The following is a 24,010-nucleotide window of genomic DNA, read 5'->3' as shown; positions in this document are numbered from 1 at the left end:
CCGGCGGGCCGGGCGAGGACCGGCTCGTCCAGGACGTCGCCGACAGCTCAGGTGTGCCCGCCGGGGACCTGCTCACCGGCGGGTTGCGCTTCGACGTCCTCTCCGCGCTCGTCGCCCACGCCGCCCTGGTCGTCAGCGGCGACACCGGGATCGCCCATCTGGCGTTCGCCCACGGCACGCCCTCGGTGACCCTCTTCGGGCCCGTACCGCCGGCCCTGTGGGGGCCGCCTGCACTGCCGCGCCACCGCGCCCTGTGGCGGCCCGGCCCGCCCGGCGACCCGCACGGCACGGTCACCGACCCCGGCCTGCTCAGGATCGGCGCAGAGGAGGCCGTCCTCGCCGCGCTCGCCCTGCTGCCGCCCACCGGACCGCCGAGAGGAGACGGCGTCGATGCCGGTGCCCTCCACCTCTGACCCGTCGGCCGGGCGCCCGGACACCGCCGAGGACCGGGTCACCGTCGCCGTGATCACCCGCGACCGCTGCGCCAGCCTCGTCCGCACCCTCGACGCCCTGACCGCGCTGCCCGAACGGCCACCGGTCATCGTCGTCGACAACAGCACCGGCGACGCCTCCCTCCGCGCCGTCCGCCGCCACCCGGGCGCCCCCCGGCTGCTGTGCCCCCGCGCCAACACCGGGGCGCTCGGGCGCAACCTGGCCGTGGACCGCGCCGAGACCCCCTACGTCGCGTTCAGCGACGACGACTCCTGGTGGGAGCCCGGCGCCCTGCGCCGCGCCGCCGACCTGCTGGACGCCCATCCCCGGCTGGGCCTGGTCGTCGCCCGCACCCTGGTCGGCCCCGACGGCACCGAGGACCCCCTCAACACCGTGCTCGCCACCTCCCCGCTGCCGCCCGAACCCGACCTGCCGGGGCGCCCGGTACTCGGCTTCCTCGCCTGCGCCTGCGTGGTCCGCAAAGACGCCTTCCGCGCGGCCGGCGGCTTCCATCCGCTGCTCTTCTTCGGCGGCGAGGAGACCCTGCTCGCCTACGACCTCGCCGCCCGGGGCTGGGGCGTCGTCCACGACCCCTCCCTGACGGCCCGTCACCACCCGGCCCCGGCAGGCCGCCACGGGCGCAACCCCCGGCTGTGGCGCAACGAGGTGCTCACCCTCTGGCTGCGCCGCCCCCTGTCCGTCGCCCTCGCGGCCAGCGCGCGCCTCGCGGTGGCCGCCGCCACCGGCCGCCCGGGAGCCGCGCCCGCGCTGCGCGAACTCCTGGCCCGGCTGCCCGCCGCCCTGGCCCGCCGCCACCGGCTGCCGCCCGCCGTCGAGCGGTCGGCCCGGCTCCTCGACACCGACCGGGCCGAGCGCGCCCGGAGGGAGGGACCCGCATGACCACAGCAGGACCGGACACCCGCACCACCGTGGTGGTCATCACCCACAACCGGCGGGACGAACTGCTGCGCACGCTGGGCGAGTTGGCGAAGCTGCCGGAGGCGCCCGAGGTGATCGTCACCGACAACGGCTCGGCCGACGGCACGGCCGAGGCGGTCCGCCGGGACTTCCCCGCCACGCGGCTGCTGGAGCCCGGCCGCAACCTGGGCGCCGTCGGCCGCAACCTCGCGGTGCGCGAGGTCCGCACCCCCTACATCGCCTTCTGCGACGACGACTCCTGGTGGGAGCCCGGCAGTCTGCGCCGGGCCGCGGACGCGCTCGACGCCCGGCCGGGGCTGGCCGCGGTCACCGCCCGCATCGTCATGGAGCCCTCCGGCGCGGAGGACCCGGTCACGGCGGAGCTGCGGGACTCGCCGCTCACCGGCCCCGACTGGCTGCCCGGCCCGGCCCTGGGCTCGTTCCTCGCCGCCGCCACCGTGCTGCGCGCCGACGCCTTCCGGGGCGCGGGCGGCTTCCATCCGGGGCTGTGGCTCGGCGGCGAGGAGGAGCTGCTCGCCACCGACCTGCAGCGCCAGGGCTGGTGGCTCAGCTACCTGGACGACATGACCGCCCACCACGAGGCGTCCGTACGGCGGGACAGCACCGAGCGTCGGGTCCTGGGGATCCGCAACACCCTGTGGTTCACCTGGCTGCGGCGCCCCCTGCTGCCCGCGCTGTCGCGCACCGTCGCCCTGCTGGCCACGGTGCCCAGGGACGCCGCCACGCTCCGCGCCGTCGGCCGGGCGCTGGCCGGGGTGCCCTGGGTGCTCCGGCAGCGCGACCCCGTCCCGCTCCATCTGGAACGCCGGCTGAGCACCCTCCAGCGGGCCCGCCGGGGCTCCACCGCCCGCCGGTACGTGGGGTGACCCTCCCCGGCCCGGGTCAGAGTTCCGTACCGGTCTCCGCGTCGATGCCCGCCCGCGCCCGGTAGGCCCGCACCAGCTCCACCGACGCCGGGCCGCGCGGACGCCGACCGGGCCGGACGTCCACGGCGAACGCCTTCGACTCCTGGATGTGGGTGTTCGGGTCCAGGGACAGATGCAGCAGCTCGTTGGCCGCGTCACCGGTGCTGTAGCCGTTCGGGCCCCAGTGGTAGGGCAGGCCCACCTGGTGCAGCGGGCGTCCGTTCACGGTCAGCGGCGACATCCGCCCCGTGACCAGCACCCGCGCCTCGATCACGGCCCGCGCGCTGACGATCGTCGCCCAGCCCAGGTGCTCCAGACCGCGCTCGGCGGCCAGTTCCGGGGACACCTCGCAGAAGAACGCGGGCTGCAGCTCGGCCAGGTACGGCAGCCAGCGGGACATGCCGCCCGCCGTGTGGTGCTCGGTGAGCCGGTAGGTGGTGGCCACGTACGGGAACACCTCCGTGCCGGGCGCGCCGCCGCTCGGCTGGTACCGGTTGTCCGGGACCGAGGGCAGCAAATGCCGTACCGGGTTGCGCTGTCGCCCGTACAGCAGGTTCGGGACGGGGGAGTCCTGCGGCTCGTAGTGCGTGGGCAGCGGGCCGTCCGTGAGCCCGGCCGGCGCGTACAGCCATGCCTTTCCGTCCGCCTGCATGATGAACGGGTCCCGGCCGGAGAGGGCCTCCGGTCCCCTGGCGTCCGGGGGCGGCTCGTGGTCGGGCGCCTTGTCCTTCTTGAAGTCCGGCACGTCGTGCCCGCTCCACTCGCCCGCCTCGCCCTTGTCCGGGTCCCACCACACCAGGGCCTTGCGCTCGCTCCACGGCCGGCCGTCGGGGTCCGCCGAGGCGCGGTTGTACAGGATGCGCCGGTTGGCGGGCCACGCCCACGCCCACTCGGGCGCCACCCAGCTCTGCTCACCGCCGGGTCTGCGGCGAGCGGCCTGGTTGACGCCGTCGGCGTACACCCCGCAGTAGATCCAGCAGCCGCACGCGGTCGAGCCGTCGTCCGCGAGCTGCTCGTAGGAGGAGAGCGGAGTGCCGTCCGCCGTGCGGCCGTTGATCTCGGCGAGCACGGCCTCCGCGTCCGGTTCGGCGAGCGGGCCCTCGGTCGGGTAGTCCCAGACCAGGTCCAGCAGCGGCCGGTCCATCTCGTCGGTGGACGCCGCGAGCTTCTCCCGGATCAGCCGGCCGAGGTGGTAGGTGAACCACAGATCGCTGCGGGCCTCGCCGGGTGGCTCGACCGCCTGGTGGTGCCACTGGAGCAGCCGCTGGGTGTTGGTGAAGCTGCCCGCCTTCTCGATGTGCGCGGCGGCGGGGAGGAAGAACACCTCGGTGCCGATGTCCTCGGTGCGCAGCTCCCCGGTCTCGATCTCGGGACCGTCCCTCCACCAGGTGGCCGACTCGATGAGCGAGAAGTCCCGCACCACCAGCCACTCCAGGGCGGCCATGCCCAGCCGCATCATCTTCGCGTCGGCATTGCCCACCGCGGGGTTCTCGCCCAGCAGGAAGTAACCCCGGCACGTGCCGTCCAACTGCGCCAGCGTGGTCTCGTACGTGGAGTGGGAGCCGGTCAGCCGTGGCAGGTGGTCGAAGCAGAAGTCGTTCTCCGCCGTGGCCGCGTCCCCCCAGTACGCCTTGAGCAGGCTGACCAGGTAGGAGCGCATGTTGCCCCAGTAGCCCTTGTGGGCGGACTCCGCCGCGACGAAGGCGTCCAGGTCCTGGCCCTGCTGCGCGTGGGGCATCGGGATGTAGCCGGGCAGCAGGTTGAACAGGGTCGGGATGTCCGTCGAGCCCTGGATGGAGGCGTGCCCGCGCAGCGCGAGGATGCCGCCGCCGGGCCGGCCGATGTTGCCCAGCAGACTCTGCAGCACGGCGGCGGTCCGGATGTACTGCACGCCCACCGTGTGCTGGGTCCAGCCGACCGCGTAGGCGAACGCCGTGGTCCGCTCGCGTCCGGAGTTCTCCGTGACCAGCTCGCACACCTCACGGAACATGTCCCGCGGCACCCCGCAGACCCGCTCCACCATCTCGGGCGTGTAGCGGGCGTAGTGCCGCTTGAGGACCTGCAGGACACAGCGCGGATGGGTGAGCGTCTCGTCCCGCTCGGGCTCGCCCTCACCGAGCACGGCACCGCCCGAGCCGTGCGACTCGCCGCGCGCGGCCTCCTTCATCGAGCCGCCGTCCTCGCTCTCCTCCCGGTCGCGCTCCCCGGCCGGCGCCCGCACCTGCGTGCCCTCGTACTGCCAGGTGCTCTGGTCGTAGGTGCGGCTGTCGGGGTCCAGCCCGGAGAAGACGCCGTCCAGGTCCTCGGTGTCGCGGAAGTCATCCCGCAGGATCACCGACGCGTTGGTGTAGGCCACCACATAGTCCCGGAAATACTTGTCCTCGCTCAGCACATGGTTGACGATCCCGCCGAGAAACGCGATGTCCGAGCCCGCGCGCAGGGGCACGTGCACGTCCGCGAGCGCGCTGGTGCGGGTGAACCGCGGGTCGACATGGATCACCTTGGCCCCCCGTGCCTTGGCCTCCATCACCCACTGGAACCCGACCGGATGGCACTCGGCCATGTTCGAGCCCTGGATGACCACGCAGTCGGAGTTCTGGAGGTCCTGCTGGAAGGTGGTCGCGCCGCCGCGGCCGAACGAGGTTCCCAGACCGGGAACCGTGGAGGAGTGTCAAACACGCGCCTGGTTCTCGATCTGGATGGCTCCCAGCGCGGTGAACAGCTTCTTGATGAGGTAGTTCTCCTCGTTGTCCAGCGTCGCCCCGCCCAGGCTCGCCAGGCCCAGTGTGCGCCGGGTGCGCCGCCCGTCGGCCTCCCACTGCCAGCCCGCGCGCCGGGCGGCGATCACCCGGTCGGCGATCATGTCCATCGCCGTGCCGAGGTCCAGCCGCTCCCACTCGGTGCCGTGCGGACGCCGGTACAGGACGTGGTGCTCGCGGGCGTCCCCCGTGCACAGCTGGAGGCTGGCCGCGCCCTTGGGGCACAGCCGGCCACGGGAGACGGGCGAGTCCGGATCGCCCTCGATCTGGGTGACCTCGCCGTTCTCCACGTAGACGTTCTGGCCGCAGCCCACCGCGCAGTAGGGACAGACGGACTTCACCACCCGGTCGGCGGTGGCCACCCGGGGACGCAGGCCCGCGCTGCGCGGGCTCTTGGCCGCCGCGCCCCGCCCGAGCGGGTCCGTACCGGTGAGCTGGCGGTAGACCGGCCACGAGTCGATCCAGGTGCGTACGCCCATGACTACCTCCCCAGCCTTTCCCGCTGCGGCACGACCGTGTACTTCGGGTCCTCCGCCGACGCCACCCCGGCCCGGAACACGCCGAACCGCAGGGCCGCCGACCCGGCGAGCAGGGCCGCTCCGGCGACTGCGGCCGCCCGCCGGTCGCGCACCCGCCCGGTCAGCAGCGCCAGCGCGGCACCGCCCGCCGTCAGCGCCTCCGCCGTGCGCAGCAGACGGCGCGCGCCGCCCAGCTCGAAGGGCTCGGCGGCCAGGCCCATACGGCGCTTCTGCAGCCGGAAGGAGCCCAGTTCCAGCGCCGCCCCCAGTACGGCCACGCGCCGCGCCGGGCCCGCCTCGGCCCACGGGACGGTGAGCAGCGCCAGCCCGGCCGCCGCCGAGGCGCCCGAACCGGCGAACACGAACGGCAGCTCGCGGTACCCCTCGTGCCAGGAGGGCACCGCCGTGTCCGCGATCAGCACCGCCGTGTAGGTGGCCACGGCCGGCGCCAGAACGGCGGCCCCCGCCGTCGCGGCGACCCCGACGGGCCGGAACCGGCGCACGGCGTCGGTGGCCGCCGCCACCATCGTCAGCGGCGCGTACCCGGACAGCAGCCAGGAGCCCACGCTCATCGGCGAGGTCGGCTTGAAGACCCGGAGCATGTTCAGGAAGCGGGCCGGGCGCCCCAGATCGTGGACGAGCGCGGCCAGCGAGAGCGAGATCGCCCCGGCCGCGCCCAGCCGGGCCCGCCGCGCCAGCACCGGCCGCCCCGTCAGTTCCGCCCCGGCCGCCAGCAGCGAGGAGCCGCCGGCCAGCCCGCCCAGGTAGAGGTAGCCGGCGATGTCCAGCGCCTCCCAGGTCGGCGTGTTCAGCACGGGCAGGCCGTAGTACGAGGTGAACTCGGCTTCCGGGACCACCGGTTGGCCGTCCCGGCCGCGACGGCGGCGCCGGATCCGCCGGGAGGCGCGGGGCACGGCCGGGCCGTTCATCGCCGCCGCCCGGCGAATGCGGCGGCGACGAGCGCGCCGAGTGTGGCCGCCGCCAGCGCCGCGTGCCGCCACATGTCGGGCAGATCCCTGGTGGTCACCACCGGGTCCGGCGGCAGTCCGTACACCTCGGGCTCGTCGAGCAGCAGGAAGAACGCGCCGTCGCCGCCGACCCCGTTCTCCGGGTCCTCGCCGTACAGCCGGGCGTCCGTCACCCCGGCGGCGTGCAGGCCCGCCACCCGGGTGGCGGCCCGCTCGCGCAGTTCGTCCAGGGGGCCGAACTGGATGGAGTCGGTCGGGCACGCCTTGGCGCAGGCCGGTTCCATGCCGACGCCGAGCCGGTCGTAGCACAGGGTGCACTTCCAGGCCCGGCCGTCGTCCGGGCGCTGGTCGATGACGCCGTACGGGCAGGCGGGCACGCAGTAGCCGCAGCCGTTGCAGATGTCCTCCTGCACCACCACCGTGCCGAACTCGGTGTGGAACAGCGCGCCCGTGGGACACACGTCCAGGCAGGCCGCGTGGGTGCAGTGCTTGCACACGTCCGACGACATCAGCCAGCGCATCCCGGCCGGGCCCTCGGGAGCGACCGGGGGAAGGGCGTCGCGCGGGCCGGGGGAGTCGGTGCCGAGGCGCGCGGCGGCGGCGAACACGTCGTCGTCCCCCGCGCTCGCCCGGCCGGCCGGGACACGCTGCTCGATGAAGGCCACGTGCCGCCAGGTGTCGGCGCCGAGCCCTCGGGTGTTGTCGTACGACATGCCCGTCAGCTCCAGCCCGTCCTCCGGGACGGCGTTCCACTCCTTGCAGGCCACCTCGCACGCCTTGCAGCCGATGCAGACGGAGGTGTCGGTGAAGAAGCCCACGCGCGGTGGGGCGTCGGGGTAGCCGTCTGCGGCGGCCAGGTCCGGCTCCGGCCCGGACAGCAGGTCGCCACCCGGCCGTGTGCCGTCGTCGTCCCGAACCATGCGACAGCCCTCCTCGGTCTCCCGGTCGCCCACACTCCCGAGCGTTGCACGGGTGCCCGGCCCGCGCGCCCCGAGACGGCCCGCTCCCGCATCCGGCCACCCGGCCCCGCATGCTCACGGGACCACGGGGTACCCGCGACGGGCCGCCCGACCGGCGCGGCGAGCCCCGAGCCCGGCACACGAGGAGAAGTCATGACGGAGCACCACGACACCCACGCCCGGCCCGTTCCCAGGGACCTGCCCGACCAGCAGGCGAGCCACGGCGACGACCGCTGGGACGCCCCCGTGCAGGACGACGCCAGCGAGGTGCCCGACACGGACGAGGCGGGAGCCGGCCCGCGCGGCGCACCGGACTCCGCCGGGGTCCGCCCCGACCAGCCCGTCCCCGACGAGCCCTCCGGGTGACGCGCGAAACCGCGTCGGCCCGGTGCCGACAGCTCGGCCACCACAGCGTGCGGCGGCCGGAGAAGCCCCCGAGCGCGGCTCCGTGCCGCGGCCCGGGCAGGCCGGGGACGCGTCGTCCCGGCGCCCGGTCAGCCACGCACGGCGGACGCCGGCGCGTGCCGTGTCACCGTGCGTGGCTCACCGCGCCTCCCCCCGGTGAGCCCTCGTGAGCCGAGTTCACGACGCGAGCGGGGCGGTGTTCATGCCCGCGTGCTCCCTCAGTCCTTCCAGGAACTCCTGGATCGCCTCCACCGCCGTGTACCGGGGTTCCCAGTCCAGCTCCGTGCGCGCGCGGGCGGAGTCCAGCAGCGGCAGGCGCAGGACCGCGTCGAAGAGGTCCGGGGAGGCCGGCACGAGCCGCAGCCGCCACGCCGCCGACAACGCGGCCCGTAGTGGCGGCAGCGGGACGCGCAGCGGGCGCGCCTGAAGCAGTCCGGCCAGCGTCGCCGCGTCCAGGGGCGGATCGGCGGCCAGGTTGAAGGCACCGCTCACCGGGCGGAGCACCGCCTCGGTGAACGCGGCGGCCGCGTCGTCGGTGTCCACCGCCTGGAACTTCAGGCCGGGCAGGTCCGGGATCACCGGCACGAACGGCGGCCGCACCCACTGGGTGGGCAGCCAGGACCCGGCGAAGATCCGCCGCTGCTCCGAGGCAGCCTCCCGCTTGAAGAGGAACCCCGGCCGCATCCGCACCACCCGCGTCCGGGAGTGCCGCAGCTCGTAGGCGTCCAAGTACCGCTCCAGATACGACTTCTCCCGGCAGTACGCGGCCTGCGGCCAGCCGTGCGTGGGCCAGGACTCGTCCACCTCGCGGTCCTTGGGGCCCGGTGAGTAGGCGCCGACCGACGAGGCGTGGACCAGCGCGGGCACTCCCGCCTCCGCCGCCGCCTCGAACACCCGGATGCTGCCGAGGACGTTGGTCCGCCAGGTCGTCACCGGGTCGTGGGTGGGCTGGAACTTCCACGCCAGATGCACCACCGCGTCAGCGCCCCGGAAGAGGGACACCAGGTCGGCGCCGTCCGGGTCGACGTCGGCCGCCACCCAGGTCGTGCCCTCCGGCTGCCAGTCGGGGGCCCTGCGCGCCACACCGGTCACCGACGCCACCTCGGGACGCCCGCGCAGCGCCTCCACGACGCTCGTGCCGACATTGCCGGTGGCGCCGGTCACCACCACCCGGAGCCCGCCGTTCGCCGTGCCGGTCATGACAGCCGCCTTCCCTTGGGGTCGAGGGCCCGCCGGGTACCCGTGGCACGGCCTGTCAAGCGCCGGGTAAGTGCGGGAGTGCCGGGTACCCGCCACGGGACCGAGCCGCAGCACCGACGAACACACGAGCATGGGAGGACACATGCGCGCTCTCACCTGGCACGGCAGGAGGGACGTCCGGGTCGACACCGTCCCCGACCCGCAGCTCCAGGACCCCACCGACGTCATCGTCCGCGTGACGTCCAGTGGGATCTGCGGGTCGGATCTGCATCTGTACGAAGTCCTCGGCCCGTTCCTCGACCCCGGCGACATCCTCGGCCACGAACCCATGGGCATCGTGGAGGAGACCGGCTCCGAGGTGACCTCCCTCGCCCCCGGGGACCGCGTGGTGGTGCCCTTCAACGTCTCCTGCGGCCAGTGCCACATGTGCGGGCAGGGCCTGCACTCCCAGTGCGAGACCACCCAGGTCCGCGACCGGGGCATGGGCGCCTCCCTGTTCGGCTACACCAAGCTGTACGGCCAGGTCCCCGGTGGCCAGGCGCAGTTCCTCCGGGTGCCCTTCGGCGACCAGCTTCCCGTGAAGGTCCCCGACGGCCCGCCCGACCAGCGCTTCCTCTACCTCTCCGACGTACTGCCCACCGCCTGGCAGGCCGTCGAGTACGCCGGTGTGCGGCCCGGCGGCAGCCTGGTGGTGCTCGGCCTCGGCCCGATCGGCGAGATGGCCTGCCGCATCGCCCGGCACCGGGGCGTCGAGGACGTCATCGGCGTCGACCTCGTCCCCGAACGCCTCGCCCGGGCCCGCAAACACGGCATCACCGTCTACGACCTCGGCGAGTACGGCGACGGCCTGGCCGACGCGATCCGCGACGTCACCGACGGACGCGGCCCGGACGCGGTCATCGACGCCGTCGGCATGGAGGCGCACGGCGCGCCCTTCGCCAAGGCCGCCCAGTGGGCCACCGGTCTGCTCCCCGACGCCGTCGCGCAGCGCTTCATGGAGAAGGCGGGCGTCGACCGGCTCGGCGCGCTGCACCTCGCCATCGACCTCGTCCGCCGGGGCGGCACCATCTCGCTGTCCGGCGTGTACGGGGGCATGGCCGACCCCATGCCGATGCTGACCCTGTTCGACAAGCAGATCCAGCTCCGCATGGGCCAGGCCAACGTGCACCGCTGGGTGGGCGACATCCTCCCGCTGCTCACCGACGAGGACCCGCTCGGCGTGGACACCTTCGCCACCCACACCCTCCCGCTGGAGCAGGGGCCGCAGGCGTACGAGACGTTCCAGGCGAAGAAGGACGGCATGATCAAGGCGGTCCTCGAACCCTGGTGAGGCGCGCCCCCGATGGCCGGCCGGTCAGCCGCGTCGCAGGACGTCCGCGACGATGCGCAGGCCGGCCACCAGGCCGTCGTGGACCGGTGACACCGGGCGCAGTTCGGCGGGCACCCAGGGGCGGCACACCGTCATGTCCCGCGGGGTGGGGGATTTGTGGGCACGCCGCTTGCCGCCGGGCCAGGGCCGCCCGGCGGCTCGGGAGGAAGGGCGTGGCGTCGTAGCCCCGCCCTTCCTCACCCTCGCTCATGTCCGGCGGGCGCGTTCGCGTGCGAGGCGCAGCAGCACCACGACCAGGTCCACGGCGGCGAACACCGCGAGGACACCGCAGATGACGGCCAGGACCGTGAGCTGGGTGGGGTCCGGCACGTCCTGCTGCCGCACCGCGCCCGCCCAGACGGCGAAGACCACCGTACCGAGCACGAAGACCAGCAACCCGGTCACGCTGAGCACCAGGCGCAGCTTCAGGGCGCTGCGGGCGGTGACCGGTTCGGTACCGGTGCGTGCCTGGCGTCGGCCGATCGCGCCCGGACGCGCGCGCGGCACGCGTGCCGTGTCGTCCTGAGTGTGTCGTCGGCTCATGCCCTCATCCCCGTCCAGGTCGCGAGGAGTCCTCGAGGACTCCGAGGAGGGAGGCGGCCCGCCGCACGACGGACGCCGGGCTGCCCGGTGCCGACTCCGCGTACCCGCCCCCGCGCCGCGGCAACCACCCCCTGCGCGCCAGGCCGGGCGGTGTGCGGGAACGGGGCCGGGGTACTCGGGCGGAGTAACCGGCAGGCCGCCGACCCGGCCGGCCCCTCCACTCAACTCACCCAGCGGGAGAGGCGATGTCCACCGCACAAACGCTGATCGCGATCCTGGTTCCCATCGCGGTCATCCTGATCCTGGCCGCCGCGGGAGTGTGGCTCGTGACGCGCCGCCGCAGGCGCCGCCTCCAGGAGAAGTTCGGCCCCGAGTACGACCGGGCCGTGCAGTCCGGCGAGAGCAGGCGGGAGGCCGAGCGCGAACTGCAGGCCCGCGAGAAGCGGCACCGCGGCCTGGACCTCAAGGAGCTGTCCCCCGAGGAGCGGGACCGCTACGCCGCGGAGTGGAGGGACACGCAGGAGCGGTTCGTCGACCATCCGGCGCAGAGCGTCGACGACGCCGACCGCCTGGTGACCCAGCTCATGCGCGACCGCGGCTACCCCACCGAGGGGTTCGAGCAGCAGCTCCGGGACCTGTCCGTCGAGCACGCGCAGACCCTGGAGCACTACCGCGACGCCCACGACGTGAGCCTGCGCAACGAGAACGGCGAGGCCACCACGGAGGAGCTGCGCGGCGCCATGGTGCGCTACCGCACCCTCTTCGACGACCTGCTGGGCAGCGGCCGTCCCCCGCACCACGAGAGCACCGGGCACGACGCGGCCTGACCCGGCGCGCACTTCCACCACGGCACGAGCGAAAACGAGGTTGTCATGTCAGACCGGCACACCAACAGCGGCCCCGGCGAGGGTGAGTTGACCACGGAGGACCTGGCCCGCCCCGGCCGGGAGAGCCGTCCCGACGCCCGCTCCGGCCCCCTGTCCGAGCCGCGTCCGGACGCACCGTCCGACACCGGCCACGACGCCCCGCCGGACGCCCGCTCCGGCCCGCTGTCGGGGGCACGGCCCGACCAGACGGCCGAGCGCACTTCCGAGGCGCCCCCGCCGGCCTACCCCGGGGAGGCGTCGGCCGTCTCCGACGACGCGCGGGCCGTTCCCGGCGAGCGGGAGAACGCGCCCGAGCGCGCCGCCACGGGCGAGCCGGCCGGTGCTCCGGAGCGCACCCCCCTGACCGGGCGCGACGACCGCGACCGGCGTCCGGACGGGGACCAGCGGCAGGGCGGCGGGCAGCCGCGCTCGGTGGACGAGGGCGCCGACCCGCTGATCGCCCACCAGGAGGCCGACAACTTCCGCGAGCGCTGGGCCAGGATCCAGGGCACCTTCGTCGACGATCCCAAGGACGCCGTCCGTTCGGCGGACGCGCTGGTCGCCGACGTCATCCAGTCGCTGGCCGCGACCTTCGCCGACCACAAGAAGGAACTCGAGGGCCAGTGGAGCCGCGGCGAGCAGGTCGAGACCGAGGGCCTGCGGGTGGCCCTCCAGCAGTACCGCACCTTCTTCAACCAGCTCCTGGACGCCTGAGCCCGGCTCACGTCGCACACGACAGCGGCCCGGACCGACGAGGTCCGGGCCGCTGTCGTGTGTTGCGCGGCGGTTACGGCAACGGCGTGCCGCCCGTCGCGTTGAGGATCTCCGCCGTGATGAAGCTGGCGTGCGGCGAGGCCAGGAAGACGTAGGCGGGCGCCATTTCGGCAGGCTGGGCCGGGCGGCCGAGCGGGGACTGCTTGCCGAACTCGACCGTGTCCGGCATCGTCGCCGGGATCAGCGGCGTCCACACCGGGCCCGGCGCCACGGCGTTCACCCGGATGCCGTCCTCGGCCACCATCTGCGCCAGCCCCTGGGTGAAGGTGACGATCGCGCCCTTGGTCATCGCGTAGTCCAGCAGATGCGGACTCGGCTTGTACGCCTGCACGGACGTGGTGTTGATGATGCTGCCGCCCGCCGGGATGTGCGGCAGCGCCATCTTGCTCAGCCAGAACATGCCGTACAGGTTGGTGCGCACCACCCGGTCGAACTGCTCGGTGGTGATCGCCTCGATGCCGTCCGGCTGGGACATCTGGTAGGCGGCGTTGTTCACCAGGATGTCGATGCGGCCGAACTCGTCCACCGCCCGCTCGATCAGCCGGCGGCACTGCTCTTCCTCCCGGATGTCGCAGGGCACCGCCACCGCCTTGCGGCCGGCCTCCTCCACCAGCCGGCTGGTCTCGGCTGCGTCGTCGCCCTCCTCGGGCAGATAGGTGAAGAGCACGTCGGCGCCCTCGCGCGCGTAGGCGAGCGCTACCGCCCGGCCGATCCCGGAGTCGCCGCCGGTGATCACCGCCTTGCGGTCGGTCAGCAGTCCGCTGCCCTCGTAGGACTCCTCGCCGTGGTCCGGCGGGGGGTCCATCGGGCCGGTCCAGCCCGGATGTTCCTGCCCCTGCTCCGGGAACTCGGGGCGGGGATGCCGGTGGAGGGGATTCTCGGTCACGGGGCCTTCCTTTCCGTTCCGCCGTGCGGGAGTGTCCGCAGGGCGCTGTGCTGTTGCCGCCACGCCTTGAGCACATGCGCGCCGAACCGGTCCTCCAGCAGACCGGTGGCGTACACGCCGAAGGCGATGTCGGCCTCGAGATGCGGCTCGTCGGCGAGCAGCCCGCCGACCACGTCCCGGCGGACCACCTGCTCGTGCACGGCGTCCGCCTCCACGTGCTCGTCGTAGAACCGCTGCGCCGCCTTGCCCGCGCCGGCCCGGCGCAGGGCGGCCGCCATCCGGCGGGAGCCCGGCGACGAGGTCACCTCGACGGTGGCGAAGTGCCCCACCAGGGCGCCCCGCAGCGCGCGGTGCAGCCCGAAGAGGGACATCAGGTTGACCGTGGCGAGCAGGGCCGCCGGCGCCCGGTCGAGGTAGTGGCCGTAGGTGGTGTCCAGGCCGAGGTCGGTCATCAGATCGGCGTAGAGCCGCGCGTGGATCTCCTCGGGGCGGCCGCCGCCGAACTCGTCGAACTCCACGGCCACCATCCCCGCCTTGGCCCGGCCGCGCAGCCTCGGGATGACCCAGGCGTGCGGGTCGGCCTCCTTGAGGTGGTACAGCGAGCGCAGCGCCGCGTACTCGGTGAGCTGCCAGAGCTCGCCGTCGCGCCGGAGGTGGTGGCTGACGCTGCTGTCGTCGTGCCCGACCGGCTCGACCAGCAGCGCGTCCAGCGCCTCGTCGGCGCTCGTGCCCGGCGGCACGTCCCGGCGCAGGGCCGCGAGGAACGGCCGCTCCAGCGCGCGCCGCACCGCCAGCAGGCCGGGGTCCCACTCCAGTTCGTCGGGCACGCCCTCGAAACCCCGGTAGTGCAGCTCGTAGAGCACGTACAGGGCGAGCTGGAGGTCGTCGCCGTACGGGTCGACGGTCGGTGGAAGCGTGCTGTCCAGCGCGGTGTCACCGCTGGTCAGCGCGGCGATGACGGCCGCGGACAGGTCGCCGCGCGGCTGGGGGAGTGCGGGCCCGGTCACCGGGTCTCCTTCGCGTTCTTCGTACGGCGGCGGTGGCTGGTGTCGCACCAGGGGTAGATACGGCTGCGGCGGCAGGTGCAGAGCGCGACCGTGAAGCGTCGCGAGGTGACGACCGTGCCGTCCGGGAGGGTCACCTCGACCGGGCCGGGCAGGAGCAGCGGGCCGTCGGGCGTGATCGTCACGCTCGTCGCGTCCTCGGCTTCTCGGCCCACGGGTGACCACCGTCCTCTCGGCTCGGGTACTGGGGTCGGTGCTGCACGAGTACCCGCTGAAAGCCGCCGAAACGGGCCGTCCGGGTCAACGGCGCACGGCGCGCACCACCACCAGCTCCTCCTGGTCCTCGTGCCGGTCGCGCAGCACGCCCCGGCTGTGCAGCCAGGAACGGCGCTCGCGCAGCACGGGGCCGAAGGGCACGGTGGCCCGGTCCACCACGGTGGCGTCCAGCCCCGCGGCGGTGAGCCGGTCCAGGGTCGGCGTGGTGCCGCACAGCGCGGAGTGCACCAGGAGCAGGACGCCGCCCCGCTTCAGCACACCGGCGCTGGTGTCGCAGATCCGGTCCACGAAGAGCCGCCCGTCCGGCCCGGCGTCCCAGGCACGGGCGGAACCCCGGCTCGGCGGCCTCGGGGCGGGCGCGGGGACGTAGGGCGGGTTGCTCACCACCAGGTCGTATCTGCGGCCCGGCACGGCCGAGACGAGGTCGCCGCGGCGCACCGTGATGCGCTGGCCGGCGAGCAGGGCGTTGCACCAGGCGGTGGCCAGGGCCCGCCGGGAGATGTCGACCGCGGTGACCCGCGCCCCGCGCGCGGCGGCCCGCACGGCCAGCGCGCCGCTGCCGGTGCACAGGTCGAGCACACAGGACTCGGCGTCCAGGTGCTCCTTCTCCATGACACGTGCGATGAGATCGGTGTCGTGCTGCGGGGTGTACACGCCCGGCGGTGTCGGCAGGGCTGCCAGTGGTCCCACGTCGGCCTCCAGGGCACTGATCGTTCCTCGTGCCGTTTCTGAGTGCCCTGCGTAGCGATCGTCACACCTCGGGGAACCGGGACATGACCCCTGGTGACCGAGTGGGGGCGTCCGGTGACGCGCGAGCGCGCCACGGCCGGGGTGGCCGTGGCGCGCCGGGAGCCTCGTGACGTCAGCAGTAGAGGTTGCCGCCGGGGGAGACGCCGAGGATCTGCGCGAAGCGCTGGTAGGCGTCGACGCGGCTCTGCACCTGGGCGGGGTTGCGGCCGTCGCACTCCAGGGAACCGTTGATGCTGCGGATGGTCTGCCCGAAGCCCGCCTGGTTCACCATGGCGTTGTGCGGCGTCATGGAGCCCGGTCCGGACTGGGTGTTCCAGTACCAGAGGCCGGTCTTCCAGGCGACGGCGCTGTCGTTCTGCACCAGGTTCGGGTTGTGCAGCAGGTCGATGCCGAGCGCGTCGCCGGCCGCCTTGTAGTTGAAGTTCCAGCTCAGCTGGATCGGCCCGCGCCCGTAGTACGCCGCCTGCCCGGCCGGGCAGCCGTACGACTGGCTCCAGTCGCAGTACGTCGGGTAGTTCGCGGTGTTCTGCTCGACCACGTAGACCAGGCCGCCGGTCTCGTGGTTCACGTTGGCGAGGAAGGCCGCGGCCTCCTGCTTCTTCACCGTGTCGCTGCCGGTGTTGGCGAAGCCGGGGTACGCGCCGAGCGCGTTGACCAGCCCGCTGTAGGAGTAGAACGAGTTCCGGTTCGGGAACATCTGGTTGAACTGGGCCTCGCTGACCACGAAGTTGCCGACGGGCGTGGTCCCGCCGCCGTCGCAGTTGTACGGGTCCCAGTACCAGGTGCTGATGATCGGGTCGTAGCCCGGGTTGTCGTGCTCGGCGATGTACGCCTTGCCGTCGGTGTACCGGACGATGTCACCGGCCCGGTACGACTTGCCGGCCACCCAGTTCGGGTAGCTCGAACAGGAGGCCGCCGGAGCGGCCGACGCGGCCGGCGCCGGCAGCAGAACGGGTGCCACGGCGAGGGCGAGCGCTGCCAGAGCGGCGGAGATGTGCCGTCTCGACACTGAATCAACTCCTAGATGTGCCACGGCCGTTCCAGCGCGGAGCGGAACGCGGGCGCGCTCACTGCGGGCATGCCGGAGACACCGGCCAAGGCGTGGGGGGCGGCCGTGATGGGGGGTGTGAGGCCACACTCAAACGCATTGGTCTGTACCAGTCAAGGGGAGGCGCGGGAGAGGGGTGAAGTTCGGTCAACTTCCTTGTCACGAACAGGAGTCGAGGGTCCGGACGACGGCGTACAAAAGGGTGCGGAGGGCGTCCTCGACGCCCTCCGCACCCCTTTCGGATCTCAGCCGGTGCTCACCTCCGGCGCGTACAGGTCCAGCCACGTCGCGAGGTCGAGTGCCCGCTCCAGACCCCGTCGGGCCGCCTGGGTGCCCGCCAGTGACTCACTCTCCGCGACGCGCCGCACCTTCTCGCGGTCCAGGAGGTCGAAGACGCGGTGGGACGGCTTGGCCAGGAGGTCCTTGACCTGGGTCTGCAGGGCGCGGCCGTAGCCGGGGTCCTGGGTCGAGGGGTAGGGGCTCTTGACGCGGTCGTACACCGACCGGGGGAGGACGTCCGCCGTGGCCTCGCGCAGGAGGCTCTTCTCGCGGCCGTCGAACGACTTCAGCGCCCAGGGCGTGTTGTAGACGTACTCCACGAGCCGGTGGTCGCAGAACGGCACCCGCACCTCCAGGCCGACCGCCATGCTCATCCGGTCCTTCCGGTCGAGCAGGACGCGCACGAACCGGGTGAGGTGGAGGTGGGACATCCGCCGCATGCGGTACTCGAAGTCGCTCTCGTCCTCGAGCCGTTCGACCCCGGCGGCGGCCGTACGGAACCCGTCCGCGACGTACCCCCTGAGATCCAGCGCGTCCGTCAGCTCGGGACGCAGCACGCCCGTGTCGTCGCCGAAGTGGCGGCCGAAGCTCACCAGCCAGGGGAAAGTGTCCGCGTGCCGGGCCTCCTCGTCGAAGAACTGGAGGTAGCCGCCGAACACCTCGTCCGCCGACTCGCCCGACAGGGCCACCGTGGACTGGTCCCGGATGGCGCGGAAGAGCAGCAGGAGGGAGGCGTCCATGTCACCGAACCCGGCGGGCAGGTCACGGGCGCGGATCACCTTCTCGCGGGCGGCCGGGTCGGCGAGGGACTGCACGTCGAGGACGATGTCCTGGTGGTCGGTCCCGGCGAGCCGGGCCACGTCGTGGACGAAGGGGGTGTCCGGGGTCCCGCGCAGCTCGTCCGCGACGAAGTTGTCCGCCTGCCCGGCGAAGTCGACCGCGAAGCTGCGCACCTTCTCGCCCCGTTCCGCGAGCTGCTCGGCGGCCAGCGCGGTCATGGCGGAGGAGTCCAGCCCGCCGGAGAGCAGGGTGCAGCGGGGCACGTCCGCGACGAGCTGACGGCGCACGATGTCGTCCAGCAGCGTGCGGACGGTGGCGATGGTCGTGTCCCGGTCGTCGGTGTGCGGCCGGGTCTCCAGCCGCCAGTACACGCGGGTGCGCAGGCCCGAGCGGTCGACGGTGACGACGCTGCCCGGCTCGACCTCGCGCATGCCGTCCCACACCGCGTGGCCCGGCGTCTTGACCATGGTGAACAGCTCCCGCAGGCCGTCCAGCGTGACGCGGGGGCGGACCAGCGGGTTGGCGAGGATCGCCTTGGGCTCCGAGCCGAAGAGGACGCCGTCGGCCGTGGGGTGGTAGTAGAACGGCTTGATGCCCATCCGGTCGCGGATCATCACCAGCTTGTCGTCCCGCCCGTCCCAGACGGCGAACGCGTACATGCCGTTCAGCCGCTCGGCCACCGTGTCACCCCACTCCAGGTAGCCGCGCAGGACGACCTCGGTGTCGGAATCGGTGGTGAACCGGTGTCCCCGGTCGGTGAGTTCGCGGCGCAGCTCGGTGAAGTTGTACGCCTCTCCCGAGTAGACGAGCGCGACGTTCCCCCGGGGCGTGCGCACCGACATCGGCTGACGTCCGCCGGGCAGGTCGATGATGGCGAGCCGGCGGTGCCCGAGGGCGGCGGGCCCCTCCGCCCACACGCCCCGGTCGTCCGGGCCCCGGCAGGCCATCGTCTCGGTCATCGCATCCAATACGGAGTCCTCGGCGCCGAGATCACGGTCGAAGGACACCCAGCCGGTGATGCCGCACATGCGCTGCCTCCTGTCGCCGGCGTACCGTCGGCCCGCTGCTGAGCTGTGGTTTCCCGCAAGCACCGGGCCCGGTCGCCAAACCAGTTGTATCGAGCACCTATGTGACGAGCCTCCGCCCGGCACCGGCGCCGGTCAACGGCTCCGTAATCTCCGCGACACGGACCACCACCGGTTTCGGCCGCGCTTTGCCGAAGCGAAAACCTGCGTGTGCCGGGTGAGCAGGGCGGCGGCACCGCGAACCGGCCACAGGCAAAAACTTCACCAATCCCGGGTGAGTTGCAGCGCCCGGCCGGGGGGCGTTACCTGGAAGCAACGGCGGTGAAGCGAGGGCCTCGGGTCCCGGCCCGGCCGCGTTCCCGCGCGTCCGCACCGCACCGGGCCGCCCCGTCGCCGTCAGCCGGCACGAGACGCGGAGGTGACACAGGTGAAAGCCGTTGTCTACGAAAGGCCCTTCAGCGTCACGGTGACAGAAGTCGACGATCCGCAGATCCAGCACCCCAACGACGTGATCGTCCGCATCACCTCGTCCGCGATCTGCGGCTCCGATCTGCACATGTACGAGGGGCGCACGGCGGCCGAGCCGGGCATCGTGTTCGGCCACGAGAACCTGGGCGTGATCGAGGAGATCGGCGACGGCGTGGTCTCGCTGTCCGTGGGGGACCGCGTCGTGATGCCGTTCAACGTCGCGTGCGGGTTCTGCAAGAACTGTCTCGCCGGGGAGACCGGGTTCTGTCTGACGGTGAACCCCGGCTTCGCGGGCGGCGCGTACGGCTATGTGTCCATGGGCCCGTACCCCGGGGGTCAGGCGGAGCGGCTGCGGGTGCCCTTCGCCGACTTCAACTGTCTGAAGCTGCCCGAGGGCGACGAGAACGAGACCGACTACATCCTGCTGGCCGACATCTTCCCGACCGGCTACCACGGCTGCGAACTCGCCCAGGTCTCACCCGGCGAGACGGTCGCGGTGTACGGGGCCGGGCCGGTGGGCCTGATGGCCGCCTACTCGGCGCTGCTGCGCGGCGCGTCGAAGGTGTTCGTGGTCGACCGGGTGCCCGAACGGCTGGCCAAGGCCGAGGAGATCGGGGCCATCCCGATCGACTTCACCAAGGGCGACCCCGCCGAGCAGATCAAGGCCCAGACGAACGGCGAGGGCACCGACAAGGGCATCGACGCCGTCGGCTACCAGGCCCAGAAGGGCGACGAGAGCGGTCACGAGGAGCCCGCGATCGTCCTCAACCAACTGGTGGAGACGGTCCGTCCCACCGGCCGGCTCGGCATACCGGGCCTGTACGTGCCGTCCGACCCCGGTGGACCGGACGAGCACGCCAAGCACGGTCAACTCCTGGTCTCGATCGGCAAGATGTTCGAGAAGGGCCAGAAGATGGGCACCGGCCAGTGCAACGTCAAGAAGTACAACCGCCAGTTGCGCGACCTGATCGCCTCCGGCCGCGCCCGGCCGAGCTTCGTGGTCTCCCACGAACTGCCGCTGGACGACGCCCCGCAGGCGTACGACAAGTTCGACAAGCGGATCGAGGGCTACACCAAGGTGGTACTGCACCCCGGCCACGACCTCGCGGCGTGAACCGGGGCTCCGGCCCGCCGGTCAGGCGTGCTGGGCGGTGATCTTCCGTCCCGGCGCGGCGTGGTGGGCCGGAGCGTCCTCGTCCGAGGTGCGCAGCCGCTGGAGCCAGAGCGTCGCCGTGACCAGCAGCCCGGCGAACAGCACGAGCAGAAGCAAGGAGACCCACATCTGGCGGCTGCCGGGATGCATCCAGCCCGTCCAGATCGCGGCGGTGAGCCACAGGGCCACGCCGGTCGCGTAGAAGGCACGCACCCGGCGCAACTGCCGTACGGCCCGCAGGATTCGGGAGTGATCGGTCTTCGCTGCCATGCGGCCCCTGTACCCCCGATTCCGCGCCGCACGACCCCTTGATCGCACACTCTTGTCGTCCGGCAACTTCGCCCTGGTCAGAGGCGTACGACGACCAGGGCGGTGTCGTCCGTCACGCCCTCGGCGGGGAGCATTTCGGACAGCACGGCGTCGGCCAGCGCCTCCGGCGACACGACGTCCCGGTGGCTCTCCAGAGACTCGACGAGCCGGTCCAGCCCGGTGTCGATGTCCTGGTGCCGCCGCTCGATGAGACCGTCGGTGTACAGCACCAGGGTGTCGCCCTCGGCGAAGCCGACGGTGGCCTCCGGGCGGGGGCGCGGTTCGAAGGCGGCGTCCAGCGGCGGATCGGTCGCCCGGTCGAGCAGCTCCGCGCCCCCCGCACCGCGCAGCAGCACGGGAGGCGGGTGCCCGGCGCTGGAGTAGGTGAGGGTGTGGTGGTCCCAGTCGATGAAGACGGTGACCGCGCTCGTGGACTGGGCGCCCTCCAGGGAGTGGGCGTAGCGGCCGAGGGCCTCCAGGGCCTGCGCGGGACCCCTGGCGACCCGTGAGGTGGCGGACAGCGCACTGCGGAGCTGGCCCATCACACCGGCGGCCGCGAGCCCGTGGCCGACGACGTCGCCGACCGCGACGGCGATCCGGTCCCCGTCGACCAGCTTGGCCAGGTCGTACCAGTCCCCGCAGACGTTGAGCGAGCCGACGGCGGGGCGGTAGCGGACGGCGTTCTCGTGGTGGCCGACCGGGGCGGGGGCCGGGAGCATGGCACGCTGGAGGGCGAGCGCGACCTCGCGCTCGCGGGCATGCGCCTTGCGGAGCCGCTCGTTGACCTGGTGCAGTTCCCGCATCCGGCTGTACAGCTCGGCCTCCAGATTGCGCTCACCGCCCGGACGTCCGGTGGCCCGCAGCAGCTCGGTGACCTCCTCCACCCGGTGGATCAGTACGGCGATGTGCCCGTCCGGCGCGAAGACCGGTGCGTTGACCGGGCTCCAGTACCGCTCCTCCCAGCGGCCCGGCTGGTCGGCGGACTCCACGTCGTACCGCTGCAGCTCCATGGTGTCGGGCTCGCGGTGCAGCAGCACCCGGCGCAGGGACGCCTCCAGGTTCCGCGCGCCGGAGGAGCGGGGGTCCGCCGGATTGTCGGGGAAGGCGTCGAAGAGATACCGGCCGACCACCTGGTCCCGGCTGCGGCCCGCCTGTGCGAGAAACGCCAGATTGGCATCGACGAAGACCAGATCGGCACTGATCAGCGCGACCGCGCCCGGCAGAGCCTGGAACACCGCCGCGTAGTCGATCGCCATCGTTCCAGAGTAGCTGGAATCGCTCTTTTGTAGATCTTCAGCACATATTGGGGTGCGGGGGATGTGTGTTCCGGGTCTGCCCACGGGTAGCCGGTTGGCCGTACCGTCCGGTAATACCCGGCCGTCGCCACCCGCCCCGCGGCTTTCCGGGCCGGAGAACGAGAGGACGTCATGGAGCACTACCGAATCGTCAACCCCGCCACCGGCGAGACCGAGCGGGAGTACCCGACCGCGACCGACGCCGAACTGAGCGAGGCGCTCGAAGCCGCCGACACCGCCCAGCGCGAGTGGGCCGCCCGGCCCCCCGCGGAGCGCGCGGCGGTGCTGCACCGGGTGGCGGACCTCTACGAGGAGCGCAAGGACCAGCTCGCCTCGATCATCACCCGCGAGATGGGCAAGCCGGTCCGCCAGGGCCTCGGGGAGATCGACATCGTCGTCTCGATCTACCGGTACTACGCCGACCACGGCGAGGAGTTCCTGAAGGAGGAGGAGCTCGACGTGGCCTCGGGCGGCCGCGCCGTCATCCGCAAGGAGGCCGTCGGCACCCTGCTCGGGATCATGCCGTGGAACTTCCCGTACTACCAGGTCGCCCGCTTCGCCGCGCCCAACCTGATGCTGGGCAACGCGATCCTGCTCAAGCACGCCCCGCAGTGTCCGGAATCCGCGCTGGAGATGGAGCGGATCTTCCAGGACGCGGGCCTGCCGAAGGGGGCGTACGTCAACATCTTCGCCACCAACGACCAGATCGCGGACGTGATCGCCGACGACCGTGTCCAGGGCGTCTCCCTCACCGGCTCCGAGCGGGCGGGCGCGGCGGTGGCCGAGATCGCGGGCCGGAACCTGAAGAAGGTCGTGCTGGAACTGGGCGGTTCCGACCCGTATCTGATCCTCGGCGTCTCGGACATGTCCCGCGTCGTGAAGAACACCCTCCAGGGCCGCATGCTCAACGCGGGCCAGGCGTGCAACGCCTCCAAGCGGATCATCGCGCTGGACGAGCACTACGACGACTTCGCCGAGCAGTACACCGAGGCGATCCGCCGCATCGTCCCCGGCGACCCCTCCGACCCCGGCACGTTCATGGGCCCGCTCTCCTCGGAGAAGGCCCTGCAGACCCTGGACGAGCAGGTCCAGGACGCCGTCTCCAAGGGCGCGACCGTGCTGGCCGGCGGCCGCCGCATGGACCGGCCGGGCGCCTGGTACGAGCCGACGGTGCTCGCCGGCATCACGCCCGACATGAGGGCCTACAAGGAGGAACTGTTCGGGCCGGTCGCGCTGCTGTTCAAGGTGGGCTCCGAGGACGAGGCGGTCGAGTTCGCCAACAACTCGCCGTACGGGCTGAGCGCCTCGGTGCAGACCGACGACGACGAGCAGGCCGAGCGGGTGGCCCAGCGCCTCGCCGCCGGCATGGTGTTCCTCGGCGGCCCGGCCGGCACCGCCGCCGAGCTGCCCTTCGGCGGGGTGAAGCGGTCCGGCTTCGGCCGCGAACTGGGCCGTTTCGGCATGGAGGAGTTCGCCAACCACAAGCTCATCCGCGTCACGCGCTGAACTCCCCGCCGCCCCCGAGCGTCACGTCCGCTGGAAGAACTCCACCTCCGCCAGCGCGACGTGCCGCCCGCCGGACAGGCCGACCGGGTCACTGAGCGTCAGCCGGACCGAGGTGACCCGGCTCATGCCGACCGCGATGGGCTGCGGGCCGGGCTTGTCGCTCAAGTCGATCTCCTTGCGCCGGACTTGGCCGTCCTCGGAGTAGACGTCCATGTCCACGCGGAGGGCGCGGGCCTGGGTGCCGTAGTCCTCGGCGTTCTTGGACGCGCCGTTGGTGACGATCACGTCCACGAACCGGAACGGCTTGGCGAAGGCGTACGTCACCGACGCGCTCCTGCCGGGGATCGCCCAGTAGCGGTTGGTCAGCCCGTCCGTGGTGAGCCGGGCCGCATGTCCCGGAAGCTCGGCCGTGGCGGTGACGCGGGACGGGCTGACCGCCTTGGGCGTGCCCAGCTTGTCCCGCGTGTCCTCGATCAGCGCCCGCCCGGCCGGGAGCAGCAGGAACCCCGCCACGCACAGCGCCAGCACCACCGCGAGGATCACCAGCAGCCGCGTCAGCGCGCCCGAGCCGGCGCGGGCGCGCTGACGCGGCTG

Annotated in this window: 23 protein-coding genes; 9 read left to right on the top strand and 14 right to left on the bottom strand. The window is 72.9% G+C overall.

Going from position 1 to position 24,010, the window contains the following annotated elements; genetic code table 11:
- From CCN33_RS22520 to CCN33_RS22510, 3 genes are all read left to right on the top strand, one after another.
- On the top strand, positions 1 to 413 hold a 413-nt coding region (locus CCN33_RS22520; protein WP_140394624.1), incomplete at its 5' end, for a glycosyltransferase family 9 protein.
- A complete protein-coding gene (locus tag CCN33_RS22515) occupies positions 391 to 1,332 on the top strand; it encodes a glycosyltransferase family 2 protein (protein WP_086695345.1) in 942 nt (313 codons plus the stop codon). The genes CCN33_RS22520 and CCN33_RS22515, both read left to right, overlap by 23 nt.
- Complete coding sequence (locus CCN33_RS22510) at positions 1,329 to 2,237, top strand: glycosyltransferase family 2 protein (protein ID WP_086695344.1); 909 nt, start codon at positions 1,329 to 1,331, stop codon at positions 2,235 to 2,237. Before CCN33_RS22515 ends, CCN33_RS22510 begins: the two co-directional genes overlap by 4 nt.
- A 16-nt stretch (positions 2,238 to 2,253) precedes the next feature.
- Here CCN33_RS22510 and fdh read toward each other — a convergent pair whose 3' ends face one another.
- The 3 genes from fdh to CCN33_RS22490 are packed head-to-tail and all read right to left on the bottom strand — an operon-like array spanning position 2,254 to position 7,441.
- Positions 2,254 to 5,514: a formate dehydrogenase gene (gene fdh / locus CCN33_RS22505; protein WP_244173904.1), complete on the bottom strand. Its 3,261-nt coding sequence runs from the start codon at positions 5,512 to 5,514 to the stop codon at positions 2,254 to 2,256.
- A 2-nt stretch (positions 5,515 to 5,516) separates the two neighbouring features.
- On the bottom strand, positions 5,517 to 6,482 hold the full coding sequence (nrfD, locus tag CCN33_RS22495; protein ID WP_208621834.1) for an NrfD/PsrC family molybdoenzyme membrane anchor subunit: 966 nt from the start codon (positions 6,480 to 6,482) through the stop codon (positions 5,517 to 5,519).
- Positions 6,479 to 7,441, bottom strand: coding sequence for a 4Fe-4S dicluster domain-containing protein (locus CCN33_RS22490; protein ID WP_086695341.1), 963 nt, complete (start codon positions 7,439 to 7,441; stop codon positions 6,479 to 6,481). The genes nrfD and CCN33_RS22490 overlap by 4 nt, the downstream gene beginning before the upstream one ends.
- Before the next feature lie 192 nt (positions 7,442 to 7,633).
- Here CCN33_RS22490 and CCN33_RS22485 point away from each other — a divergent pair, with 192 nt between their 5' ends.
- Positions 7,634 to 7,846, top strand: a complete 213-nt coding sequence (locus CCN33_RS22485; RefSeq protein ID WP_086695340.1) for a hypothetical protein — start codon at positions 7,634 to 7,636, stop codon at positions 7,844 to 7,846.
- Positions 7,847 to 8,062: 216 nt separating this feature from the next.
- Here the strand turns inward: CCN33_RS22485 and CCN33_RS22480 are convergent, their stop codons facing one another.
- A complete protein-coding gene (locus CCN33_RS22480) occupies positions 8,063 to 9,085 on the bottom strand; it encodes an NAD-dependent epimerase/dehydratase family protein (protein ID WP_086695339.1) in 1,023 nt (340 codons plus the stop codon).
- Between the two features lie 142 nt (positions 9,086 to 9,227).
- On the opposite strand from CCN33_RS22480, the gene CCN33_RS22475 reads away from it, so the two are divergent.
- Complete coding sequence (locus tag CCN33_RS22475; protein WP_086695338.1) at positions 9,228 to 10,415, top strand: zinc-dependent alcohol dehydrogenase; 1,188 nt, start codon at positions 9,228 to 9,230, stop codon at positions 10,413 to 10,415.
- A 246-nt stretch (positions 10,416 to 10,661) separates the two neighbouring features.
- Here CCN33_RS22475 and CCN33_RS22465 read toward each other — a convergent pair whose 3' ends face one another.
- Positions 10,662 to 10,997: a DUF6343 family protein gene (locus tag CCN33_RS22465; RefSeq protein ID WP_086695337.1), complete on the bottom strand. Its 336-nt coding sequence runs from the start codon at positions 10,995 to 10,997 to the stop codon at positions 10,662 to 10,664.
- 245 nt (positions 10,998 to 11,242) lie between these two features.
- Here CCN33_RS22465 and CCN33_RS22460 point away from each other — a divergent pair, with 245 nt between their 5' ends.
- Together CCN33_RS22460 and CCN33_RS33205 are read left to right on the top strand one after the other, a co-directional pair.
- Entirely contained in the window at positions 11,243 to 11,824 is a 582-nt protein-coding gene (locus CCN33_RS22460) for a hypothetical protein (RefSeq protein WP_086695336.1), read from the top strand.
- Positions 11,825 to 11,869: 45 nt separating this feature from the next.
- Positions 11,870 to 12,577: a hypothetical protein gene (locus CCN33_RS33205; RefSeq protein ID WP_244173903.1), complete on the top strand. Its 708-nt coding sequence runs from the start codon at positions 11,870 to 11,872 to the stop codon at positions 12,575 to 12,577.
- 73 nt (positions 12,578 to 12,650) lie between these two features.
- On the opposite strand, the gene CCN33_RS22450 is transcribed toward CCN33_RS33205, so the two are convergent.
- The 6 genes from CCN33_RS22450 to asnB form a co-directional block, all read right to left on the bottom strand.
- Positions 12,651 to 13,523: an SDR family oxidoreductase gene (locus CCN33_RS22450; RefSeq protein WP_086695335.1), complete on the bottom strand. Its 873-nt coding sequence runs from the start codon at positions 13,521 to 13,523 to the stop codon at positions 12,651 to 12,653.
- Positions 13,520 to 14,530, bottom strand: a complete 1,011-nt coding sequence (locus CCN33_RS22445; RefSeq protein ID WP_086695334.1) for an iron-containing redox enzyme family protein — start codon at positions 14,528 to 14,530, stop codon at positions 13,520 to 13,522. The genes CCN33_RS22450 and CCN33_RS22445 overlap by 4 nt, the downstream gene beginning before the upstream one ends.
- Positions 14,527 to 14,742: a CDGSH iron-sulfur domain-containing protein gene (locus tag CCN33_RS22440; RefSeq protein ID WP_086695333.1), complete on the bottom strand. Its 216-nt coding sequence runs from the start codon at positions 14,740 to 14,742 to the stop codon at positions 14,527 to 14,529. Before CCN33_RS22440 ends, CCN33_RS22445 begins: the two co-directional genes overlap by 4 nt.
- Positions 14,743 to 14,827: 85 nt before the next feature.
- A complete protein-coding gene (locus CCN33_RS22435) occupies positions 14,828 to 15,493 on the bottom strand; it encodes a HemK2/MTQ2 family protein methyltransferase (RefSeq protein WP_279628196.1) in 666 nt (221 codons plus the stop codon).
- Between the two features lie 172 nt (positions 15,494 to 15,665).
- Positions 15,666 to 16,562 (bottom strand): glycoside hydrolase family 19 protein, encoded by an 897-nt coding sequence (locus tag CCN33_RS22430; protein WP_086695331.1) that lies wholly within the window; start codon positions 16,560 to 16,562, stop codon positions 15,666 to 15,668.
- Between the two features lie 284 nt (positions 16,563 to 16,846).
- Positions 16,847 to 18,688: an asparagine synthase (glutamine-hydrolyzing) gene (gene asnB, locus CCN33_RS22425; protein WP_086695330.1), complete on the bottom strand. Its 1,842-nt coding sequence runs from the start codon at positions 18,686 to 18,688 to the stop codon at positions 16,847 to 16,849.
- Between the two features lie 424 nt (positions 18,689 to 19,112).
- Between asnB and CCN33_RS22420 the strand changes: the two genes are divergently transcribed.
- Positions 19,113 to 20,267 (top strand): glutathione-independent formaldehyde dehydrogenase, encoded by a 1,155-nt coding sequence (locus CCN33_RS22420; protein ID WP_086695329.1) that lies wholly within the window; start codon positions 19,113 to 19,115, stop codon positions 20,265 to 20,267.
- A gap of 21 nt (positions 20,268 to 20,288) precedes the next feature.
- On the opposite strand, the gene CCN33_RS22415 is transcribed toward CCN33_RS22420, so the two are convergent.
- Both CCN33_RS22415 and CCN33_RS22410 read right to left on the bottom strand, forming a co-directional pair.
- Entirely contained in the window at positions 20,289 to 20,576 is a 288-nt protein-coding gene (locus CCN33_RS22415; RefSeq protein WP_086695328.1) for a hypothetical protein, read from the bottom strand.
- 77 nt (positions 20,577 to 20,653) lie between these two features.
- On the bottom strand, positions 20,654 to 21,871 hold the full coding sequence (locus tag CCN33_RS22410; protein WP_086695327.1) for a PP2C family protein-serine/threonine phosphatase: 1,218 nt from the start codon (positions 21,869 to 21,871) through the stop codon (positions 20,654 to 20,656).
- Positions 21,872 to 22,042: 171 nt separating this feature from the next.
- On the opposite strand from CCN33_RS22410, the gene CCN33_RS22405 reads away from it, so the two are divergent.
- Complete coding sequence (locus tag CCN33_RS22405) at positions 22,043 to 23,416, top strand: NAD-dependent succinate-semialdehyde dehydrogenase (protein ID WP_086695326.1); 1,374 nt, start codon at positions 22,043 to 22,045, stop codon at positions 23,414 to 23,416.
- Positions 23,417 to 23,437: 21 nt separating this feature from the next.
- Here CCN33_RS22405 and CCN33_RS32195 read toward each other — a convergent pair.
- Positions 23,438 to 24,010: NADase-type glycan-binding domain-containing protein (locus CCN33_RS32195; RefSeq protein ID WP_086695325.1), on the bottom strand; the 573-nt coding region annotated here is incomplete at its 5' end.

The sequence above is a fragment of the Streptomyces recifensis genome (assembly GCF_002154615.1).
Taxonomy (GTDB): domain Bacteria; phylum Actinomycetota; class Actinomycetes; order Streptomycetales; family Streptomycetaceae; genus Streptomyces; species Streptomyces griseoluteus.
This window is presented reverse-complemented; position numbering and strand designations above follow the sequence as displayed.

Coding starts and splice junctions, on each gene's coding strand:
- CCN33_RS22515 (WP_086695345.1), top strand. CDS start 391: ATGCCGGTGCCCTCCACCTCTGACCCGTCGGCCGGGCGCCCGGACACC.
- CCN33_RS22510 (WP_086695344.1), top strand. CDS start 1,329: ATGACCACAGCAGGACCGGACACCCGCACCACCGTGGTGGTCATCACC.
- nrfD (WP_208621834.1), bottom strand. CDS start 6,482: ATGAACGGCCCGGCCGTGCCCCGCGCCTCCCGGCGGATCCGGCGCCGC.
- CCN33_RS22490 (WP_086695341.1), bottom strand. CDS start 7,441: ATGGTTCGGGACGACGACGGCACACGGCCGGGTGGCGACCTGCTGTCC.
- CCN33_RS22485 (WP_086695340.1), top strand. CDS start 7,634: ATGACGGAGCACCACGACACCCACGCCCGGCCCGTTCCCAGGGACCTG.
- CCN33_RS22480 (WP_086695339.1), bottom strand. CDS start 9,085: ATGACCGGCACGGCGAACGGCGGGCTCCGGGTGGTGGTGACCGGCGCC.
- CCN33_RS22475 (WP_086695338.1), top strand. CDS start 9,228: ATGCGCGCTCTCACCTGGCACGGCAGGAGGGACGTCCGGGTCGACACC.
- CCN33_RS22465 (WP_086695337.1), bottom strand. CDS start 10,997: ATGAGCCGACGACACACTCAGGACGACACGGCACGCGTGCCGCGCGCG.
- CCN33_RS22460 (WP_086695336.1), top strand. CDS start 11,243: ATGTCCACCGCACAAACGCTGATCGCGATCCTGGTTCCCATCGCGGTC.
- CCN33_RS33205 (WP_244173903.1), top strand. CDS start 11,870: ATGTCAGACCGGCACACCAACAGCGGCCCCGGCGAGGGTGAGTTGACC.
- asnB (WP_086695330.1), bottom strand. CDS start 18,688: ATGTGCGGCATCACCGGCTGGGTGTCCTTCGACCGTGATCTCGGCGCC.
- CCN33_RS22415 (WP_086695328.1), bottom strand. CDS start 20,576: ATGGCAGCGAAGACCGATCACTCCCGAATCCTGCGGGCCGTACGGCAG.
- CCN33_RS22410 (WP_086695327.1), bottom strand. CDS start 21,871: ATGGCGATCGACTACGCGGCGGTGTTCCAGGCTCTGCCGGGCGCGGTC.
- CCN33_RS22405 (WP_086695326.1), top strand. CDS start 22,043: ATGGAGCACTACCGAATCGTCAACCCCGCCACCGGCGAGACCGAGCGG.